Genomic DNA, 18824 nt, shown 5'->3' on the forward strand with positions numbered 1-18824 from the left:
CCTACAGACCGATGTTCTTGAACGCGTTCGCCAGCGTCGCGTTGAACATCGCCGTGGCGGGGATGTTGCGCGGGCCGTTGGTGACGTTGCCGCGGCTGTTGAAGCGGCGCTCGTTGAACACCTCGTAGATGCCGACGGTCTTGGCCTTCATGTCGTAACCACGGCCGACCTGGTAGTGCCCGCTGTGGTTGAACGCGAGGTACGGGAAGTACCGCTTCAGCAGCTGCACGTGCTCGATGACCGGCGCCGGGGCAGCGTCGCCGAGGTGGTTCTGGTGCACCTGCAGGAACTTCGCCGGCGTCCAGTGGCTCACGTTCTGCACGATGTAGGTGCCGGCGGCAAGGTCCCAGTTGGTCTTCAGGTTGGTCTGCTTGACCATCGCGGAGATCGCCGTACCGGACGTGGTCGCGCCGAGGTCCTTGGCCCAGGACGCCTGTGTGTCCTTCTGCTTGTCGTCGGCCCAGTCGATCGACTGGAACGTCGCCGGACCGCACCAGTACCCCTTGTCCTGCGAGGTCTGGTAGCCCTTCATGATGTAGTTCGAGGCCGGCTTCGGCTTGGTGGCGGCCGGCGGCTTCAGCGGCGGCGGCGCCGGCTTGGTCGACGGATCACCAGGCTTCGGTACGACGGTCTGCCCGCCGCTCGGCTCACCAGATCCCGGCGCATCCGCCGGCGGATTGCCGTCGAGCTCCCGCAGCGCCCGCGCCTTGTCGCGCCCGTCCCACGCCGCCTGCATCTCCTCGAGCTCGGCGTTGGTCCGCTGACCCTGGTTCATCTCGGCCCGCTCGGCGACGAACGCCGCCGGGCTCAACGCGCCCGTGGCGATGTCCTGCTCAGCCGACACTCCGGCCCGCAGATCGTCCCGCGCGGTGTCCGGCTCGGCGACCGTCGAGCTGATCTCGGCGCCGGTCGGGAGCTTGTCGACGAACCCGAGCCCGAGGCAGTAGTTCTCGGTCTCCAGCTTGAAGCACCGCATCACCTGCTTGGACTGCTCCGCGGCGGTGACCCGAAGGTTCAGGTTGCTCGGCGACGTCGCCGCGACCTGACCTGCCAACTCGCTCCAGCTCTGTGCAACCGGCGGCTCGGCCGCCGAGTCCGGGTCGCCGGCCGGCGGCGGAGTCGAAGGAGCCTCGGTCGGAGCGGTGGTCGGCTCGGCGCGGTCGGAGATCTCGCTCGAAGGTGCGGCCGTCGGGTCGGCCTCGGAAGGCCCGCTCGTCGGCGCCGCCCCCACGGCACCTTCCCTCGGCACGAACTCGTAGGCCCGGGCAATCGGTGCCTGCGAAAGCAGGACCCCCAGGGTGATCAGTGCGGCAGCCCCCCGTGTCGCTGTGCGCATTGTTAACTCCCGTTGGGCGTGTGGCTTGTGTGACTGTAGGTACGCCTGAGAACACACTACGTGCTGAAGGCAACAACTGGGAGTGGCCCCCACGAATTACAACGGTGTGATCGCTCGGCGCCCCCTCGTACCGGACCGCCGCAGCCCGCCGTACGGCCACCACTAGACTTGGGTGGTCCTGCGCTGTGAAGGAGAGTCTGTGTGTCGGTCCAACCCATCCGCCTGTTCGGCGACCCCGTGCTGCTGACCAAGGCCGACCCGGTCGTCGACTTCGACGCCGAGCTGCGCCGCCTGGTCGCGGACCTCACCGACACGATGCAGGCCGCGCCCGGCAGCGGTCTGGCCGCGCCGCAGATCGGCGTCGGTCTGCGGGTCTTCACGTACCACATCGACGGCGAGATCGGGCACCTGGTCAACCCGGAGCTCACGCTCGGCGAGGAGGAGCAGTTCGGCCCGGAGGGCTGCCTGTCGATCCCCGGCCTGACCTTCGACTGCCGTCGCGCCGAGCACGTGATCGCCCGCGGGTTCAACATGTACGGCGACCCGGTGCTGATCGAGGGCGACGACCTGCTCTCGCGCTGCATCCAGCACGAGACCGACCACCTCGACGGCGTCCTGTTCGTCGACCGGCTGGACCGCGAGACCCGCAAGGCCGCGATGAAGGCGATCCGCGAGGCCGAGTGGTCGGGCCTGTCGGGCCCGCCGCAGATCAAGGTCTCACCGCACTCGATGAACGGATTCGGCCTGTGAGACTCGTCTTCGCCGGCACCCCCGAGGTGTCCGTCACCGCGCTCGAGGCCATCGTTGCCAGCGGCCATGAACTGGTTGCCGTCGTCACCCGTCCGGACGCCCCGGCCGGCCGCGGCCGCAAACTCGTTGCCTCGCCCGTCGCCCAGTACGCCGAACAGCTCGGTGGCATCGAGATCCTCAAGCCGGTCAAGCCGAGCGACCCCGACTTCCTGGCCCGGCTCCAGGAGATCGCGCCCGATTGTTGCCCGGTCGTCGCGTACGGCGGACTGTTGCCGCAGGCAGCACTCGACATCCCGCGGCACGGCTGGATCAACCTGCACTTCTCGGTCCTGCCCGCGTGGCGGGGCGCCGCGCCCGTGCAGCACTCGATCATCTCCGGCGACGACGTCACCGGCGCGAGCACGTTCCGGATCGTCAAGGCGCTCGACGCGGGTCCCGTGTACGGCGTACTGACCGAGCCGATCGGCGCTCAGGACACGTCGGGTGACCTGCTCACCCGGCTGTCCGTGTCCGGCGCGAAGCTGCTCGTCGACACGCTCGACGGCATCGAGGCCGGCGTGCTGCAAGCGGTCGAGCAGCCGGCCGACGGCATCACGATCGCGCCGAAGCTGACCGTCGAGGACGCCGAGATCAACCTGAAGCACCCGGCCCAGCAGATCGATCGGCTGGTCCGTGGGTGCAACCCGGCGCCCGGTGCGTGGACGACGTTCCGCGGTGAGCGGCTCAAGGTCCTCGCCGTCGCGCTGACCGACGAGGAACTGGCGCCCGGCGTACTGGACGCGGCGAAGTCGTCGGTGAAGGTCGGTACGGGCAGCAAGGCGATCGAGCTGGTCACCGTCCAGCCGCAGGGCAAGAAACCGATGGCCGGGGCCGACTGGGCCCGCGGCGTACGGATCACCGCAGACGATCAGTTGGGTTCCGAGTGAGCGACCGCAGTCCCCGTAACCGCGCCCCGCAAAGGCGCCCCGACAAGGTCCGTCAGGTCGCCTACCGGGTGATCCGGCAGGTGAACGGCGAGGACGGCTACGCCAACCTCACCCTCAACAAGGCGCTCCGCGACCAGCGCCTCGGCGGCCGCGACGCCGCGTTCTGCACCGAGCTCGTGCACGGCACGCTCCGCTGGCAGGGCACGTACGACGCGTTCCTGGCGCGCAGCGTTTCGCGTCCGCTGGCCGACCTCGACCCGGAGCTGCTCGACCTGCTGCGCCTCGGCGCCCACCAGCTGCTACGGATGCGCGTCGACTCGTACGCTGCGGTGAACGAGATGGTCACGCTGACCCGCTCCGAGGCCGGCCAGAGCCGCAGCGGCCTGGTCAACGCGGTGCTCCGCAAGATCAGCCAGCGCACGCTCGACCAGTGGATCGCGAACGTCGCCCCGAAGCCCGAGGAGGACCCCCTCGGCTACCTGTCGATCGCCAAGGCCCACCCCCGCTGGGTCATCGAAGCGTTCGCCGATGCCCTCGCCGCGCCGCCCTCCGCCCCACCCGCCGACTCGGCAGCGCCCGCCGACTCGGCGGAGCGCAGCGCCTCGGCGGAGGCGCTCGATCGGGCCGTCGAGGACCTGCTCGACGCCGACAACGAGCCCCCGAAGGTCACGCTCGTCGCACGCCCCGGCCTGTCGGACATCGACGAGCTGATCGAGGCCGGCGCGAGCCGCGCCCGCTGGTCGCCGTACGCCGCAGTGCTGCAGGGCGGTGGGGACCCTGGCCGGATCCAGGCCGTGGCGACCGGGCGTGCAGGAGTCCAGGACGAGGGCTCGCAGTTGGTTGCGACCGCGCTGGCGACCGCGCCGATCGACGGCAAGGACGCGCGCTGGCTCGACCTCTGCGCGGGACCGGGCGGCAAGTCCGCGCTCCTCGCCGCGATCGCGAACCAGGGCGAGGCTGTTCTGACCGCGATCGAGCCGCTGAAGCACCGCGCCGAGCTTGTCCGGTCGAACCTGCGCGCAATCCCCGGCGAGCATCAGGTCCTCATCGGCGACGGCACCAAGCCGACCTGGCCCGCCGGCTGGTACGACCGCGTCCTCGCCGACGTGCCGTGCACAGGTCTCGGCGCACTCCGGCGTCGCCCTGAGGCGCGCTGGCGCCGTACGCCGGACGACGTCGCGGAGCTCCGCCCGCTGCAGGAGGCACTGCTCGCGTCGGCGATCACCTCGGTGCGACCGGGCGGCGTCGTCGCGTACGTGACGTGCTCGCCGCACCCGGGGGAGACGCGCGAGGTCGTCGACGCCGTGCTGGCGAGCCGACCGGACGCCGTACTGGAGGACGCCCGCGCGCTGTTCCCCGGCGTACCGTCGCTCGGGGAAGGCCCGGACGTGCAGCTCTGGCCGCACCTGCACGGAACCGACGCGATGTACCTGGCGCTGATCCGCCGGTCCTGAACCGTGGACCGGTGTCAGGCGCGTTGAGTCGAACGGTCATGATGGAGGGGTGACAACGACCGCCACCCGCCCCGCTCGCAGTGCCCAGCAGTACCAGATCGCGGGGCTGGTCGCGTCGTTCGTGATCGGCATCCTGGTCGCGCTGCAGTCCCGGGTGAACGGCGAGCTCGGCCACCGGCTCGGCGACGGCGTGACCGCCGCGCTGATCTCATTCGGGACCGGGCTGATCATCCTGCTGCTCGCGACCGCGCTGGTGCCGCGGATCCGGCACTCGCTCGCGAACGTCTGGCGCACGGTCCGTACGCCGTCCGAAGGCGCCGGCGGCCCGCTGCGGTGGTGGCAGTGCATCGGCGGCCTCGCCGGCGCGTTCCTGGTCGCGACCCAGTCGATCACGGTCGCGACGATCGGCGTCGCGGTCTTCACCGTCGCGGTCGTCGGCGGGCAGGCGATCAGCAGCCTGGTCGTCGACCGCCTCGGCTTCGGCCCGGCCGGCCCGCAGCCGTTCACGACGCTCCGGGTCGTCGGCGCGCTGGTCGCCGTGATCGCCGTCGTACTGGCTGTCTCCGACCGGCTCAGCCACCCCTCCGGCCTGCTCCTCGCGATCCTGCCCGCCCTCGGCGGAATCTTCACCGCGGTCCAGCAGGGCATCAACGGCCGGGTGGCCCGCACCGCCTCCGGAGACTCCTACGGCGCGGTCGCCGCCGGCGTCATCAACTTCCTCGTCGGCACCAGCGCCCTGCTGATCGTCTTCGTCGTGGACATCGCCCTCCGCGGCGCCCCGAAGTCCCTCCCGACCGACCCCTGGCTGTACGTCGGCGGCGCCTGCGGCGTCATCTTCATCAGCTCCGCCGCGGCCGTCGTCCGCATCGTCGGCGTCTTCGTCCTGGGCCTCGGCACCATCGCCGGCCAGCTGATCGCCAGCCTCTTCCTCGACCTCTTCGCCCCCGCGGCAGGCACCGAAGTCACCTTCCCCGTAGTAGCCGGCACCCTCTTGGCCCTGGTCGCCGTAGTAGTAGCCGCAATCCCCAACCTCCGCCGCAGCTAGACCTGCTGGAGTGGATGCCTTTGGTAGCCGCGGTGCGGTGCACCGAGCTCCAGGGCGTTCTCGTCGAGCGCGTTGCTGATCGTCACCCGTGCCTCGTCGAAGACGAAGCTGATCGCGACCATGCCGTCGGCAACGTCCCCGCCGGCCCACTCGAGGAGCTCCACGGCTGTCAGTCGCCGACCTTCGACTGCCGACAACTTGGGTACGGCGTCGTGTCGCCAACCGAGCTGAAAGGTGTAGGCCTCCGGGTCGTCATCACCGCCGGTCGACCAGGTCGCCTGCCCGACAGGGTCGACGGTGTTCCAGGTGACGGACAGGTCGCTGAACTTCTGGTGGTTGACCTCCACCTGCTCGCCCCCGAAGTCCAGCAGGACCGGGGCATCGGCGAACCACTCGTCAGCCTCGCGGTCCCAGGCCAGCCAAGCGCGGTCGAGGCGCCGCCCGATCAGCGCGCACAGCCGTCGACCGTGGGCGGCCGCGATCGCCTGCCGGGTGTCGAGCCAGCGCGGCTCGTAGCCTTGGATGGCGAAGTAGGACACAGCCGATCATCCCCACCGGACCCGAGATCTGCGGTGTCTCAGCCGTGCGGCTGGGCGAGCGCCGTCCGCAGCTGGGCCAGCCATTCGGCGGCCAGCCGGCGGCCGTCGGGGAGCTGGTCGGCCTTGTCCCAGCGCCACGTGATGATGATGGCCAGCATCAGGATGCGGCAGTCGCGGAGCAGGTCCTGGTCGAGGTCCGGGTAGTGCTCGCTGACCTCTTCCGGAGCATGAGCGAGGTCGAACTCGACAGGCCCGCGGCAGCAGGTCTCGAGGTCGATGAACAGCGGTCCGGCCTCGGTGTTGAGGATGTTGCCCGGGTGGGGTTCGCCGTGCAGGAGCTGCTCCGCGGGATGACGCTCGGCGATGGCCTGCTTCAGGTTTCGCAACGTGGTGCTGAGCAGTTCACGCTCCGCGTCGGGGAGCTCCGGCGTGCTGTCGCGGTCCGCGAGGAGCTGCTGCGCTTCCTCGACCCGATCCAGGTAGCGCGGTGCCGGGTCGTCGAGTTTGCGCATGCCGGCGTGCAGCTGCTCGAGCGCCTCGGCGAAGACGGCCGGCGAGACGGGCGTCTCGGTCGCGTAGTACGTCCACAGCGTGACCGCGAAGCCGTCTCGTTCGTAGACCAGCGGCTCGACGCGAGGCTCGAGCGCGGCGACAGGGCTGCCGACGTCGGCGAGGTGCTGCGCGAGGTCGATCTCGAACTGTGCGTTCTGCTCGTCGATGGGCGCCACCCGGGCCATGACCTCGCACGGCACCAGTCGCAGGGCGAGCTTGTTCGAGTTGTTGAGAACGATCGCGTCCTCGACCGACAGTCCGAGCGACGAGGCGATCGCCCGGGCTGCGGTCACCGCACGCTGGGTCTCTGCTTCGTGCATGGTGCCCCTCTCCAGGCGCGCGCCGAGGGTTCGGCGGCAGCCCGATCCTGGCAGAGGTTGCTCCGGTGCGCGCGGCAATTTTCAGGGGACCGGCGCGACCTCGGGCTGCAGCGGCTTCTTCGGCTTGCGGCCCGAACGGCCTGGACGCCCCGAACGCGCCGGACGCCGTACGACGCCCTGCGACACCGCGACTCCGGTGAGCACCACGAGCGCGCCGACCGGCTGGTACCAGGTCAGGTGCTCGTCCAGGACCAGTACGCCGACCGCGATCGCGAAGATCGGCATCAGGTAGGTCACCATCGACGACATGCTGGCGCCGATCAGCCGGATGTTGCGCATGCTGAGCACGAACGCGATCCCGCTGCCCAGCCCGCCGAGCGCGAGCACGCTGCCGACGACCTCCGGCGACAGCGTCCACGGCATCGGCGGCGCCGCCCGGGTGACGATCGGCGCGACGATCGCCAGCTGGAACGTTGCGCAGAGCAACAAGCTCGCGGACAGTGCGGTGCCGGAAACGGTGCTCCCGGCAACAAACCGCTTCTGGTACGGGACGGCGAGGCCGTAACAGACGGCGGCCGCCATGCAGAGCAGCTGGCCGGTCAGGTCCGCGCCGCCCTCGATGTTCCAGGCGCCGAGCACGACGAGCATCCCGAGGAACCCGATCAGCAGCCCGGCCACGCGCTGCGCGGTGAACTTCTCCGTCCGGAACACCAGGACGGCGACCGGCAGCACGACCAGTGGGGTGATGCCGTTCCAGATGCCGGCCAGCAGCGAGGGGACGCGCTGCTCGCCGTACCCGAAGAGCGTCCACGGGACCGCCGAGCCGATCGCGCCGATCACGAAGGTGTGAGCCCACAGGCGGGGATCGCGGGGGAGCGCTTCCCGCTTGACCGCCAGGATCACCAGCAGGACGGCGGACCCGGCGAGCACCCGCCCGAGGGCGAGGTACATCGGGTGCAGCTCGCGCACGCCGACCGAGATGAACAGGAAGCTGCAGCCCCAGATCGCGGCCAGCGTCAACATGGTGGGAAGCCAGGCCCGGACCGGCGGCTTGTCAGGAGTCGTCAAGGTGCTCACTCCTGACATCCTGCAGTACGCCGACGACATTTTCCGCTTTTGGCCCGAAATTGGGCAGGATCTGGCCGCTGAACTCAGCGGAACGCGTCGAGGTGCTCGCTCAGCCAGTCGGCGTACCCGCGGGCGGGCCGGCCGAGAACGCGCTCCACGTCGCCGCTGACCGCCTGCTCGACCTCCGTCGGGTAGCCGAGAATGTCGAGCGTGCTGTCCGCGACCTGCTCCGGCAAGAACCGCAGGAAGCGCTCTCTCGCGCTCTCCCGGGTCAGCTCCACGAACTGCACCGGCTCACCGAGCGCCGCCGCGATTAGCTCGGTCTGCTGCCGCGGGGACACCGCCTCCGGCCCGGTCAACTCCCAGGTCGTCCCGTGCCCGGGATCGAGCAGCGCGACCGCGCCGACCTCCGCGATGTCCGCCGGGTGGATCTGAGGGAGCGCGATCTCGCCGTACGGCGCCTCGACCGTGCGGTGCTCCCGCACCGACTGGCTCCAGCCGAGCGTGTTGCTCTGGAACCCGCCCGGCCGCAGGATGCTCCACTCCAGGCCCGACGCCTTGACCGCGTCCTCGGTCCCGGCGGGGTGGCGGCCGGTGCCGACACCTTGCGACGAGACCAGCACGATCCGCCGTACGCCGGCAGCCTGTGCTTTGGCCACGAACCCGTCCGCGTCGGACCGGCCGCCCGGCAGCAGCAGGAAGAGCGCGTTCGCGCCGGTCAGATCCAGGTCGGCCAGGTCGACCGCCTGATGCCGTACGCCGGCCGGCAGGTCCGCCGCCTTCCGCGACACCGCGGTCACTTCTTCGCCGGCGGCGGCGAGGGCTCGCACCAGCGGCCGTCCGATGTTTCCAGTTGCTCCGGTCACCACGATCACGTCGTACTCCAGTCTCTGCGGGGGAACTGGTAGAGACGCTACTGTCCTCGTGATAGTAGGTACCTAGGAGAAAGTACTGGCCGAAAGGGGGTCTGGTGACCGACGTCACGCCCGAGCTCGCGTGCCCGATCGCTCCCGTGGTCGACATCGTGTTCAGCCGCTGGACCACGCCGATCCTGTGGTCGCTGAACGAGTACGGCCGCCAGCGCTTCGTCGAGCTGGAACGCCGCATCGACTCGATCACGCCGAAGGTCCTCACCCAGCGCCTGCGCCAGCTGGAGCGCGACGGCCTGGTCGTCCGCACCTACCACCGCGAGGTCCCGCCGCGAGTCGAGTACGAGATCAGCCCCCTCGGCCTGACCCTGGCCCCCCTCTTCGCCAACCTCGCCGACTGGGCCAAGACCAACCTCCCCGCCGTCGACACCCACCGCGCGACCTACGACGACAGCGACCGCCCCCGCCCCTGACCCGCGCGCTCCCACTCCTGCTCCTGCCCCCACTCCGCTCCCGCTCCCGCTCCCGGTCCCGCTCCCGCTCCCGCTCCCGCTCCCGCTCCCGCTCCCGGTCCCGCTCCCGCTCCCGCTCCCGCTCTGCTCCCGCTCCCGCCCCGCCGCACCTGCAACTTCCTCTTTCTTCTTTCCGGCCGCAGCGACCTCAGCCCTCGCGGCCTTTCCGGCCGCATCACCGCCGGCAGCACCTCTCGCTCTGCTCCCGCTCCCGCCCCGCCGCACCTGCAACTTCCTCTTTCTTCTTTCCGGCCGCAGCGACCTCAGCCCCCGCGACCTTCCCGGCCGCATCACCGCCGGCAGCACCTCTCGCTCTCTTCCCTCCGGCAAGCAAGGATGTCCCCATGCCCGACTTCGACGTGGATGCGGTCCGCAAGCAGTTCCCGGCGCTGAACGAAGGCGCCGCGCACTTCGACGGCCCCGGCGGCTCCCAGACTCCACAACCGGTGGCCGACGCCGTCGCCGGCACCATGACCTCCGCCCTCGCCAACCGCGGCCAGCTCACCCCGGCCGAACGCCGCGCCGACAAGATCGTCGTCGAGGCGCGCCAAGCAATGGCCGACCTTCTCGGCTCGGACCCAGGTGGAATCGTCTTCGGCCGCAGCATGACCCAGCTGACCTACGACTTCGCCCGCACCCTCGCCAAGACCTGGTCGCCGGGTGACGAGGTGATCGTCACCCGCCTCGACCACGACGCGAACGTCCGCCCGTGGGTGCAGGCCGCAGAGGCGGTCGGCGCGATCGTCCGCTGGCTCGACTTCGATCCCGCGACCTCCGAGCTCGACGACCTCACCCCGCTGCTCTCGTCCCGCACCAAGCTCGTCGCCGTCACCGCGGCCTCGAACCTGCTCGGCACCCGTCCCGACCTCGACGCGATCGCCGCCGCGGTCCGGACGACCAACGCCTACCTGTACGTCGACGGCGTGCACCTCACCGCCCACTCGCCGATCGACACCTCGATCGCCGACTTCTACGCGTGTTCGCCGTACAAGTTCTTCGGCCCGCACTGCGGCGTCGTCTCGGCCAAGCCGACGCTGCTCGAAACCCTCCAGCCGGACAAGCTTCTCCCGTCCAGCAACGCCGTCCCGGAGCGTTTCGAGCTCGGCACCCTGCCGTACGAGCTGCTCGCCGGAACCACCGCCGCGATCGACTTCATCGCCGGTCTCGGGGGAGTGGGAGAAACCCGGAGAGAGCGGTTGCTGAGTTCTCTCGTGCTGCTGGAGATCCACGAGGACTCGCTCCGCGCCGAGCTCGAGTACCGCCTGGGAGCGATCGACGCGATCACCCTGCACGGCAGGGCCCAGCGCCGTACGCCGACGATCCTGTTCAGCGTCGCCGGGCACGAGCCGGTCGCGGTCTCGGCCAAGCTCGCCGAGTACGGCGTGAACGCGCCGTCGGGTTCGTTCTACGCGATCGAGACCTCACGGCACCTCGGCCTTGGTGACACCGGCGCCACCCGCGCCGGGCTCGCGCCGTACACGAACCAGTCGGACGTCGACCGCCTGGTCGAAGCGGTCGAGCGCCTGGTTTCCTGACGGCGCGGGGCGGGGAAGCCTCCTGACGACCAAAGGAGGCACCGCCCCATGCCGACCAAACCGATGCTTTTCGCCGCCCTCGCGGCCGCCGTACTCGCCACTGCTCTGACCTCTCCAGCCGACGCAGCTCCCGCGGCAGCACCCTCGGACCCGGCCCGTGCCGAGCTCCGCGGAATGCTCGAGAACGTTGCCGGTGCCACCGGCAAGCGCTACAACACCCGCGACGACGCCGGCCACGTGATGGACACCGTCAAGATCATCCAGGACACCACCGGCGGCTACCTGGCCGTCTCCCACCACCTCGCACCCGACGGCCACTTCCGCGTCAACCTGGCCACGTCGACCGATCTCCTCAACTGGCACTGGGAGCGAGAGCTTGCCGGCAGCAACAGCGGCCCCGCCTCCCAGCCCACCATCGCGCAGGCCTCGAACGGCGGCTTCGTTCTCGCCTGGGAACAGGAGAAAGCAGGGGGAGGCGACAACCATCTCGCCTTCCGCTACTACGCGAACCGCGCCGACCTGCTGGCCGGCCAGGTCGCCCGTTCGTTCGACGCGCCGCGACGCCTCTCGTCCTGCGCCGAGGGCACGCCGAACATCTACAAGGTCACGCTCTCCCCGGACATCGACCACTCCACGATCGATCTCGGCGGCCACTTCTGGTGGAACTGCGACCGCGACCGCCAGCAGCGCGGCACGCTGACCAACTTCAACTCCTGGACGACCTCGGCGCAGCCGAACTTCGACAACGCCCTGCTGCACTGGAACGTCGGCGGCAACATCGGCGACCGCGACCAGGTCACCTTCCGCGACCTCAGCTTCGGCCTGATCGAGGGCCAGTTCACCAAGGGCGACTTCGGCTCGTGGCGCACTTTCGTCCACGACTACCAAACGGGCAACGCCGACCAGACGACGATCCGCACCGACGGCGGCAGTACGGCGTTCGCGAACCCCACGGTGAGCGCTCTCCGCGCTCCGAACGGCGCTCCCGCCCTGGTCTTCACGCTCTTCATCCCGAGCGAAGGTGCCGCCTCGGGAGAATCGGGAGAACTCGTCTACTACAAGACTTACTAAAGTCTGTGGGGTAAATTCGCGCAGGTGAACGAACCCACTCACGTCTTTGTCCAGCTCGCCTCGGCCGACGGGCTGGTCGAGGCAACCCGCGACGGCCACCGCTGGACTGCTCAGGCGGCTGAGGTGACCTGGTCGGACGACGGCCAGGTCACCGTCACGGCGGCCGCGATCTCCCGCGTCGCGCTCCGCTGGGAGCGCGCTCTCCCGGAGAACGCGCTGGTTCTCGGCGACGCCTGGGAGCGCTCGTACGGCGATCTGCAGTGGCGCCATCTGCAGCCCGAGCGCCTGCTCCCGTGGTACTGGCTGGCCCACGACCAGCAGACCGCCGTGACCACCGGCATGGGCGTCGACGTCCACCCCGGCGCCTTCTGCTCGTGGACCGTCGACCGCACCGGCGTCACCCTCTGGCTCGACCTCCGCAACGGCGGCGGCCCGACCCAGCTCGACGGGCGTCGCCTGACGGCGGCCGTCGTACGGGAGTTCGCCGACGCCGGTACGCCGTGGAAGACGCTCGAAGCGGCGACCGAAGCGATGAGCGCGCACCTGCCGGAGCGACCCGACATCGGCCCGGTCGTCGGCGCGAACAACTGGTACTACGCGTACGGCGAAAGCTTCGACGAGAAGGCGGTCCTTCAGGACGCCGCCACGATCGTCGAGCTGGCCGACGGCCACCCGGTCAAGCCGTTCAGCGTCGTCGACGACGGCTGGAACCCGGGCGGCAACGGTTCCGGCGGTCCCTGGGAGAGCGGGATCCCGGGGCTGTTCGACGACCTGGCCGCGACCGCCGCCGCGGTCAAGCAGCTCGGCGCGCGGCCGGGACTGTGGTTCCGCCCGTTGCTGTCCCGTGAGACCGGTCCGTGGGGACACCCTCTCGGTGGTGAAGCTCCGGGACGCGCACTCGACCCGACGTACCCGGAGGTCCTCGACCTGGTCCGCGGTGACCTGCAACGGTTCCGGTCGTGGGGGTTCGAGCTGGTGAAGCACGACTTCAGCACGTACGACGTGTTCGGCCGCTTCGGTCCGGCGATGGGCGCGCGGCTGACCAACGCGGGCTGGCAGTTCCACGATCCGACCCGGACGACCGCCGAGATCGTGCTCGACTTCTACCGCGTGATCCGGGACGCCGCCGGGGACCTGGTGCTGATCGGCTGCAACACCGTCGGGCACCTGGCGGCCGGGCTGGTCGACGTACAGCGCAGTGGTGACGACACGTCCGGCCGCGACTGGGAGCGGACCCGCAAGATGGGCATCAACTCGCTCGCCTTCCGGTTGCCGCAGCACCGGCGGTTCTTCACGCTCGACGCGGACTGCGTGCCGTGCACGCCGCAGACGCCGTGGGAGCTGAACGCGCGGTTCCTCGATCTCGTGGCTCGCTCAGGGAGCGCTCTCTTCGTCTCCGTCGATCCGTCCGCACGGACCGCGCGGGCCGATCGGGACCTCGGCGACGGTATACGGTTGGCGCTCAGTGGTGGTGACCGGATCGAACCGCTGGACTGGCTCGTGAACACGACGCCGAACACGTGGGGGACCAGCGGGGGCACCGTCCACTACGACTGGTCGCTGCCGTGGGGCGCGGACCCGGTGTCCGGGTGAGGTGAGCGCGGCGTGAGGACAGGGGGAGTGGTGAGCACCGAGCAGCCGTCGGCCGTGGTCCGCCGGGGTACGAATCTCGATCGTGTCGGAGGATTCAACGACAGCGTCGTGCTGGACGCGATCCGTCGCGCCGAGCAGCTCCTGAGCCGGGTCGAGCTCGCCGCCGCGACCGGACTGTCCGGCCAGGCCATCTCCAACATCACCCGCCGCCTGCTCGACGCCGGCCTGGTCCGCGAGGCCGGCCGCCAGAAGAACGCGGGCCTCGGCAAGCCCCGCACCCAACTCGAGCTCGAGCCCACCGGCCAGTACGCCGTCGGCGTGCACCTCGACCCGGCGGTCGTCACCGTCGTCGTACTGGATCTCACCGGCGAGGTCGTCGCCCGCCGCCGAGCGGCGACCGAGGTCGTCGCCGCCTCCGCCGAGTCTTCCACGCCTGCCGCTTCCCCGGACCTTCCTGCCGCTCACAGTTCCCCCGACGAGCCCAACGCGCTCATCGGCGGTATCGCCGCGATGGTCGAGCAGGTCATCGCCGAAGCCGGCGCACCCCGCGACCGCGTGGTCGGCCTCGGCATTGCGACCCCAGGTCCGGTCGACGTCGCCCGTGGCGCAGTCGTCGACCCACCCAATCTCACCGCCTGGCACCGAGTCCCCTTGCGCGACGCCCTCCGCGACCGCACCGGCCTTCCCGTCCTGCTCGACAAGGACGTCACCGCCGCGGCCTCCGCCGAGAAGTGGGCCGGCGGCCCGAACGGCCGCGGCAGCTTCGTGTTCTTCTACCTCGGCACCGGCGTCGGCGCCGGCCTGGTGATCGGCGACGAGGTCGTCCGCGGTACGTCGGGCAACGTCGGCGAGATCGGCCACGTGATCGTCGACCCCGACGGCCCGCTCTGCTTCTGCGGCCGCCGGGGCTGCGTCGGCGAGACCAGTCAGCCCCGGTACCTCGTCCAGCAGGCCGTCCACGCCGGAGTGATTGCCCAAGGCATCGATCTTGACGACCGCCACGCCGTCGACGTCGCCTTCGCCGATCTCTGCACCCGAGCCCAGCAGGCACCGGGCGCGGCCCGCGAGATCGTCACCGCGCTGGCCGCCCGGATCGCGAAGGTCGTCGAGGACATCGCGAACCTGCTCGACCTGGAACGCGTCGTCTTCGGCGGACCGCACTGGGACCGGCTCGCCCCGTTCTTCGGCGACGCCGTCCGGGAAACGCTCAGAGAGCGCTTCCTGGTCCGTTCCGTGCACCCCTTCGACGTCGCCGGTACGGCGCTCGGCGCCGACGTCGGCGCGGTCGGTGCCGCCAGCCTGGTACTCGACCACACCTTCTCCCCGAACCCGTCCGTCCTGCTGCTCGGACCCCCGGAGAGCGCTCCCTCCGGATCCCGTCCGGCGCCCGCCGTGAATACTGCCCGATGAGAATCCGGTCCCGCTGAAAGGTGAAGTGTTGATGATCGACCCCGACGTGCTGGCCCGCGCGACCGAGGAGATCCGCCAGGCCACCGGCGACCCGGTGATCGCGACGATGTTCCAGCAGTCGATGGCGCAGAACCTCACCGCCGTGGCCGAACGGCTCGACGACGGTACGACGTTCGTGCTGACCGGCGACATCCCGGCGATGTGGCTGCGCGACTCCGCCGCCCAGCTCCGCCCGTACCTGGTGCTCTGCGCCGACGACCCCGGCTTGCAGGACGTGCTGATCGGCGTACTGCACCGGCAGCTGGAGTACGTCGCGCTCGACCCGTACGCGAACGCCTTCAACCGCGAGGCCAACGGCGCCGGTCACACCAGCGACCTGACCGAGATGTCGCCGTGGGTGTGGGAGCGCAAGTACGAGATCGACTCGCTGTGCTTCCCGCTCGACCTGGCGTACAAGCTGTGGAAGATCACTGGCCGCGACGACGTGATCGACGAGCGCTTCCGCGCCGCTGCGATCGCGACGCTCGATCTGTGGACCGTCGAGCTCGACCACGAGGCGCGGTCGCCGTACCGGTTCGAGCGGCACGGCGAACCGGTCACCGACACGCTGGTCCGCGAGGGCCGCGGCCGGTGGACGCAGCCGACGGGCATGTCGTGGAGCGCTTTCCGGCCGAGCGACGACGCGACCGAGCACGGGTTCAACGTGCCCGGCAACATGTTCGCCTCGGTCGTGCTCGGGTACGTCGAGGTGATCGCGACCGAGGTGCTCGGCGACCCGGCGCTCGGCGCCCGCGCCAAGGAGCTGCGGGTCGGCATCGACGAGGGCATCTCGCAGCACGGCACGGTCGACCACCCGACGTACGGGCGGGTGTTCGCGTACGAGGTGGACGGCGCGGGGGAGCGGTTGCTGATGGACGACGCGAACATGCCGAGCCTGCTGTCCGCGCCACTGAGCGGGTACGCCGTGATCGACGACCCGACGTACCTGGCGACCCGCAAGCTGCTGTTGAGCCCCGACAACCCGTACTACTACAGCGGTACGCACGCGTCCGGCATCGGCAGCCCGCACACCCCGCCGAACTACATCTGGCACATCGCGCTGGCCGTCCAGGGCCTCACCGCGACCTCGACCGAGGAGCGCGCGCAGATCCTCGAGACCCTGCGCGACACCACCGGCGGCACCGGCCAGATGCACGAGGGCTTCCACGTCGACGACCCCAACCAGTACACCCGCGAGTGGTTCTCCTGGGCCAACGCGATGTTCTGCGAGCTGGCCCTCGCCCACGCCGGGCGCCGGCTCTAGCCGCGCTCGAACAGGTCCTGGTCCCACCCAGCGACATCGAGGACGGCTCGCAGCAGCACCGAGTCCCCGAGCCGTCCTCCTTGTTCGATGACGTCCTCGAGCGGCAGCGTTCCGAGGCCTGCCCGGTAGACATCCAGCGCCTGTCGCCGACGCTCCTCCACCTCTCCCCACCCACTGGCGGGGATCTCCTCCAGCACGACCTCGTCCCCAACCCCCACCACCCGCCCCGAACCCACTTGCCGCTCACCTGCGTACTTCTTCAATCGATCCTGAGCCGCGGCGACGTCCGCCGCCCTCACCCGAGCTCCCAACACACCGTCCGCGGCCTCCCGCACAGCCGCCCCGATCGCCACATGATCCGGATGCCCGGTCAGCCCATCGCTCCCGACGGTCAGCACCAGCTCCGGCCGCACCTCACCCAGCGCCCGCCGTACGGCGTCGGCCAAGACCGCGCTCTCCTCGTCGGCAACGGTCCCCGGCCCGGCCCCGCCGCGGTCCACCCACTCGCCGAGCCAGCCCCACTCGGCGATCCCCAGCAACTCGCACGACCGGCTCAGCTTCTCGCTCCTGAGGCGCCGAGCCGCGATCTCGCCCAGCGCCGGATCCTCCGAAGCCTCTCCACCCGTGGCGACCCGCAGCACGACCCGCCAGCCCGCGTCGGAGAGCGCGATCGTCGCCGCTCCCGTCGCGAACACCTCGTCGTCCGGATGGGCGTGCACCACCAGCGCTGTCCTCACACCTACACGACATCACGCCGTCGGGTCGTGAACATCGCCAGCCCCGCGAACACCAGACCGTACGCCGCCAACGTCGCCAGCGCCCGCCCTCCGCCCACGGCATCCCGCACCCCAGGCGGCGCGTCCGCCGCGACCATCCCCGTCACGCTGAACACCAGCGCCCCGGCATTTGCCCCCGGCAACGCATCCGTGAGCACCTCCAGGTCCGGCAGCAGGCTGCTCGCCACCCCCGCCAACAGCGTCTCGATCCCGAGGATCCACACCACCCCGAGCCCGATCGGCAGCGCAACGTTGCGGAAGGCAACAGCCAGCACCGCGCCCGCGAGACACCACATCGTCAGCACCAACCACCCACCGGCCAGCGCCTCGACGATCTCCAGCACACCCGGCCAGGCCATCGACCCACCCTCGGCCGCCGCGATCCCGACACTGCAGAGCGCACAGGCCACGAAGATCCCGAGCACCCAGACCGCGACCAGCGTGAACAACCCGAGGAACTGCCCGCCGAGCACAGCCAGCCGCCCCGGCCGCTGGGTGAGCACGGTCTTCAACGTGCCCCACGTGTACTCCCCACCGACCACGATCGCCCCGAGCACGAGCGCGAGCGCCCCCGCGAAGACCGGGAACCCGCCGATCGTGTTGTCCAGCACGCGTTCCGGCAGTACGCCGCGCAGCACCTCGACCCGCGGGACGCCGTTGGTCTGCGGATTGTCGTCGCCGGTGAGGTAGCCGACATACGGCAGCACGTACCCGAAGATGAGGCTCAGCACGAGACCGGCCCCGAGTAGCACCCAGACGGCCGACCGCTTTCGCAGCTTGATCAGCTCGGCGCGATAACTACCCAGCATTGGTCTTCTCCTCCGTGGTCAGCTCGAAGAACACGTCCTCGAGCGCTCTCTCCGTACTACGCAGCTCGGACACCGCGACGTCCGCGTGCACCAGCAGGCGGTTGAGCTCGGCCGCGCGATCCGGTGAGACCTTGGCGCGCAGCGTGTCGTCGTACAGGTGCACCGCGTCGGCGCCGAGAACGTCCCGGAGCACCGAGTGAGCGCTCTCCAGCGGGATCGCGCGGATCACCAGCTCCTGCTGCCCGCGCAGCTCGTCGACGTCGTGCTCGGCGACCATCCGGCCGGCGTTGATGATGCCGACCCGGTCGCAGACCTGCTGGACCTCGCCGAGCAGATGGCTCGACAGCACCACGGTCCGCCCGTCCGACCCGAGTTCGCGGATCAGCCGGCGCATGTCCCGCATCCCGGCCGGGTCGAGCCCGTTGGTCGGCTCGTCGAGGATCACCAGCTCCGGGTCCTTGAGCAACGCCGCCGCGACGCCGAGCCGCTGCTTCATGCCCAGCGAGTACGTCGAGAAGCGGTCCTTCGCCCGGCCGGCGAGATCGACCAGCTCGAGCACTTCGCGCACCCGGGCGCGCGGCACCTCGGCGTACTCGGCAAGCAGTCGCAGATTGTCGAGCCCCGACAGGTACGGGTAGAACGCGGGCGACTCGATCATCGAACCAGTCCGCGCCAGCACCTTCGCCTGCCCGGGCGCACCGCCGAGCACCTCGACGCTTCCACTGGTCGGAGCGATCAGCCCCGTCAGGATCCGCAGGGTCGTCGTCTTGCCGGCACCGTTGGGTCCGAGGAACCCGTAGACCTCACCGGGCCGGACCTCCAGATCGACACCGTCGACCGCGAGGGTGTCGCCGTAGCGCTTGGTCAGGCCGTGCACCTGAACCATCGGGGCAGCTGTCGTTTCCATACCCCGAGAGTGCCGCCGGACCACTGGTCCCCGCGTCGCCCCCGAGGAG

General features: G+C 70.3%; 18 protein-coding genes. 10 read left to right on the plus strand and 8 right to left on the minus strand.

Annotated features, from left to right (window positions below; all coding sequences use genetic code 11):
* Position 1: 1 nt before the first annotated feature.
* Positions 2 to 1336: a C39 family peptidase gene (locus ACLQ2O_RS10510; protein ID WP_425829775.1), complete on the minus strand. Its 1335-nt coding sequence runs from the start codon at positions 1334 to 1336 to the stop codon at positions 2 to 4.
* Positions 1337 to 1537: 201 nt separating this feature from the next.
* Between ACLQ2O_RS10510 and def the strand changes: the two genes are divergently transcribed.
* From def to ACLQ2O_RS10530, 4 genes are read left to right on the plus strand one after another with little or no spacing between them, the layout of a single operon-like run.
* Complete coding sequence (gene def / locus ACLQ2O_RS10515) at positions 1538 to 2086, plus strand: peptide deformylase (protein WP_425829777.1); 549 nt, start codon at positions 1538 to 1540, stop codon at positions 2084 to 2086.
* Entirely contained in the window at positions 2083 to 3012 is a 930-nt protein-coding gene (fmt, locus tag ACLQ2O_RS10520) for a methionyl-tRNA formyltransferase (protein ID WP_425829779.1), read from the plus strand. Before def ends, fmt begins: the two co-directional genes overlap by 4 nt.
* Positions 3009 to 4466 carry an RsmB/NOP family class I SAM-dependent RNA methyltransferase gene (locus ACLQ2O_RS10525; RefSeq protein WP_425829781.1) on the plus strand — a complete coding sequence of 486 codons (1458 nt, stop codon included), beginning with the start codon at positions 3009 to 3011 and terminating at the stop codon, positions 4464 to 4466. The genes fmt and ACLQ2O_RS10525 overlap by 4 nt, the downstream gene beginning before the upstream one ends.
* Before the next feature lie 49 nt (positions 4467 to 4515).
* On the plus strand, positions 4516 to 5511 hold the full coding sequence (locus ACLQ2O_RS10530) for a DMT family transporter (protein ID WP_425829783.1): 996 nt from the start codon (positions 4516 to 4518) through the stop codon (positions 5509 to 5511).
* Here ACLQ2O_RS10530 and ACLQ2O_RS10535 read toward each other — a convergent pair.
* The 4 genes from ACLQ2O_RS10535 to ACLQ2O_RS10550 all read right to left on the minus strand — a co-directional run bounded on the left by ACLQ2O_RS10535 (position 5508) and on the right by ACLQ2O_RS10550 (position 8865).
* Entirely contained in the window at positions 5508 to 6050 is a 543-nt protein-coding gene (locus tag ACLQ2O_RS10535; protein ID WP_425829785.1) for a hypothetical protein, read from the minus strand. The genes ACLQ2O_RS10530 and ACLQ2O_RS10535 overlap by 4 nt on opposite strands.
* 38 nt (positions 6051 to 6088) lie before the next feature.
* On the minus strand, positions 6089 to 6922 hold the full coding sequence (locus tag ACLQ2O_RS10540) for a phosphotransferase enzyme family protein (protein ID WP_425829787.1): 834 nt from the start codon (positions 6920 to 6922) through the stop codon (positions 6089 to 6091).
* An 81-nt stretch (positions 6923 to 7003) separates the two neighbouring features.
* Positions 7004 to 7999: a DMT family transporter gene (locus ACLQ2O_RS10545; RefSeq protein WP_425829789.1), complete on the minus strand. Its 996-nt coding sequence runs from the start codon at positions 7997 to 7999 to the stop codon at positions 7004 to 7006.
* Between the two features lie 74 nt (positions 8000 to 8073).
* Positions 8074 to 8865 (minus strand): SDR family oxidoreductase, encoded by a 792-nt coding sequence (locus tag ACLQ2O_RS10550; protein ID WP_425829791.1) that lies wholly within the window; start codon positions 8863 to 8865, stop codon positions 8074 to 8076.
* Between the two features lie 95 nt (positions 8866 to 8960).
* Here ACLQ2O_RS10550 and ACLQ2O_RS10555 point away from each other — a divergent pair, with 95 nt between their 5' ends.
* The 6 genes from ACLQ2O_RS10555 (at position 8961) to ACLQ2O_RS10580 (ending at position 16283) form a co-directional block, all read left to right on the plus strand.
* Entirely contained in the window at positions 8961 to 9332 is a 372-nt protein-coding gene (locus tag ACLQ2O_RS10555; protein WP_425829793.1) for a winged helix-turn-helix transcriptional regulator, read from the plus strand.
* A gap of 383 nt (positions 9333 to 9715) precedes the next feature.
* Entirely contained in the window at positions 9716 to 10906 is a 1191-nt protein-coding gene (locus ACLQ2O_RS10560) for a cysteine desulfurase-like protein (protein WP_425829795.1), read from the plus strand.
* A gap of 48 nt (positions 10907 to 10954) precedes the next feature.
* Positions 10955 to 11977 (plus strand): hypothetical protein, encoded by a 1023-nt coding sequence (locus tag ACLQ2O_RS10565; protein ID WP_425829797.1) that lies wholly within the window; start codon positions 10955 to 10957, stop codon positions 11975 to 11977.
* Between the two features lie 24 nt (positions 11978 to 12001).
* On the plus strand, positions 12002 to 13570 hold the full coding sequence (locus ACLQ2O_RS10570) for a hypothetical protein (protein ID WP_425829799.1): 1569 nt from the start codon (positions 12002 to 12004) through the stop codon (positions 13568 to 13570).
* 12 nt (positions 13571 to 13582) lie between these two features.
* Complete coding sequence (locus tag ACLQ2O_RS10575) at positions 13583 to 14980, plus strand: ROK family transcriptional regulator (RefSeq protein ID WP_425829801.1); 1398 nt, start codon at positions 13583 to 13585, stop codon at positions 14978 to 14980.
* 31 nt (positions 14981 to 15011) lie between these two features.
* The gene (locus ACLQ2O_RS10580) at positions 15012 to 16283 is read left to right on the plus strand and encodes a glycoside hydrolase family 125 protein (protein ID WP_425829803.1); all 1272 of its coding nucleotides are present in this window, start codon (positions 15012 to 15014) and stop codon (positions 16281 to 16283) included.
* Here the strand turns inward: ACLQ2O_RS10580 and ACLQ2O_RS10585 are convergent.
* The 3 genes from ACLQ2O_RS10585 to ACLQ2O_RS10595 are packed head-to-tail and all read right to left on the minus strand — an operon-like array spanning position 16280 to position 18775.
* The gene (locus tag ACLQ2O_RS10585) at positions 16280 to 17020 is read right to left on the minus strand and encodes a PIG-L deacetylase family protein (RefSeq protein ID WP_425829805.1); all 741 of its coding nucleotides are present in this window, start codon (positions 17018 to 17020) and stop codon (positions 16280 to 16282) included. The two genes, ACLQ2O_RS10580 and ACLQ2O_RS10585, sit on opposite strands and share 4 nt — an antisense overlap.
* Positions 17021 to 17022: 2 nt before the next feature.
* Positions 17023 to 17868, minus strand: a complete 846-nt coding sequence (locus ACLQ2O_RS10590) for an ABC transporter permease subunit (RefSeq protein ID WP_425829807.1) — start codon at positions 17866 to 17868, stop codon at positions 17023 to 17025.
* The gene (locus ACLQ2O_RS10595; protein ID WP_425829809.1) at positions 17858 to 18775 is read right to left on the minus strand and encodes an ABC transporter ATP-binding protein; all 918 of its coding nucleotides are present in this window, start codon (positions 18773 to 18775) and stop codon (positions 17858 to 17860) included. Before ACLQ2O_RS10595 ends, ACLQ2O_RS10590 begins: the two co-directional genes overlap by 11 nt.
* Between the last annotated feature and the right edge of the window lie 49 nt (positions 18776 to 18824).

It is taken from the genome of Kribbella sp. DT2 (assembly GCF_049844575.1).
Classification (GTDB): Bacteria; Actinomycetota; Actinomycetes; order Propionibacteriales; family Kribbellaceae; genus Kribbella.

What these genes read in the sequence shown, in the direction of transcription:
- ACLQ2O_RS10510 (WP_425829775.1), bottom strand. Translation starts at nt 1,336, where the DNA reads ATGCGCACAGCGACACGGGGGGCTGCCGCACTGATCACCCTGGGGGTC.
- ACLQ2O_RS10540 (WP_425829787.1), bottom strand. Translation starts at nt 6,922, where the DNA reads ATGCACGAAGCAGAGACCCAGCGTGCGGTGACCGCAGCCCGGGCGATC.
- ACLQ2O_RS10560 (WP_425829795.1), top strand. Translation starts at nt 9,716, where the DNA reads ATGCCCGACTTCGACGTGGATGCGGTCCGCAAGCAGTTCCCGGCGCTG.
- ACLQ2O_RS10565 (WP_425829797.1), top strand. Translation starts at nt 10,955, where the DNA reads ATGCCGACCAAACCGATGCTTTTCGCCGCCCTCGCGGCCGCCGTACTC.
- ACLQ2O_RS10580 (WP_425829803.1), top strand. Translation starts at nt 15,012, where the DNA reads ATGATCGACCCCGACGTGCTGGCCCGCGCGACCGAGGAGATCCGCCAG.
- ACLQ2O_RS10590 (WP_425829807.1), bottom strand. Translation starts at nt 17,868, where the DNA reads ATGCTGGGTAGTTATCGCGCCGAGCTGATCAAGCTGCGAAAGCGGTCG.
- ACLQ2O_RS10595 (WP_425829809.1), bottom strand. Translation starts at nt 18,775, where the DNA reads ATGGAAACGACAGCTGCCCCGATGGTTCAGGTGCACGGCCTGACCAAG.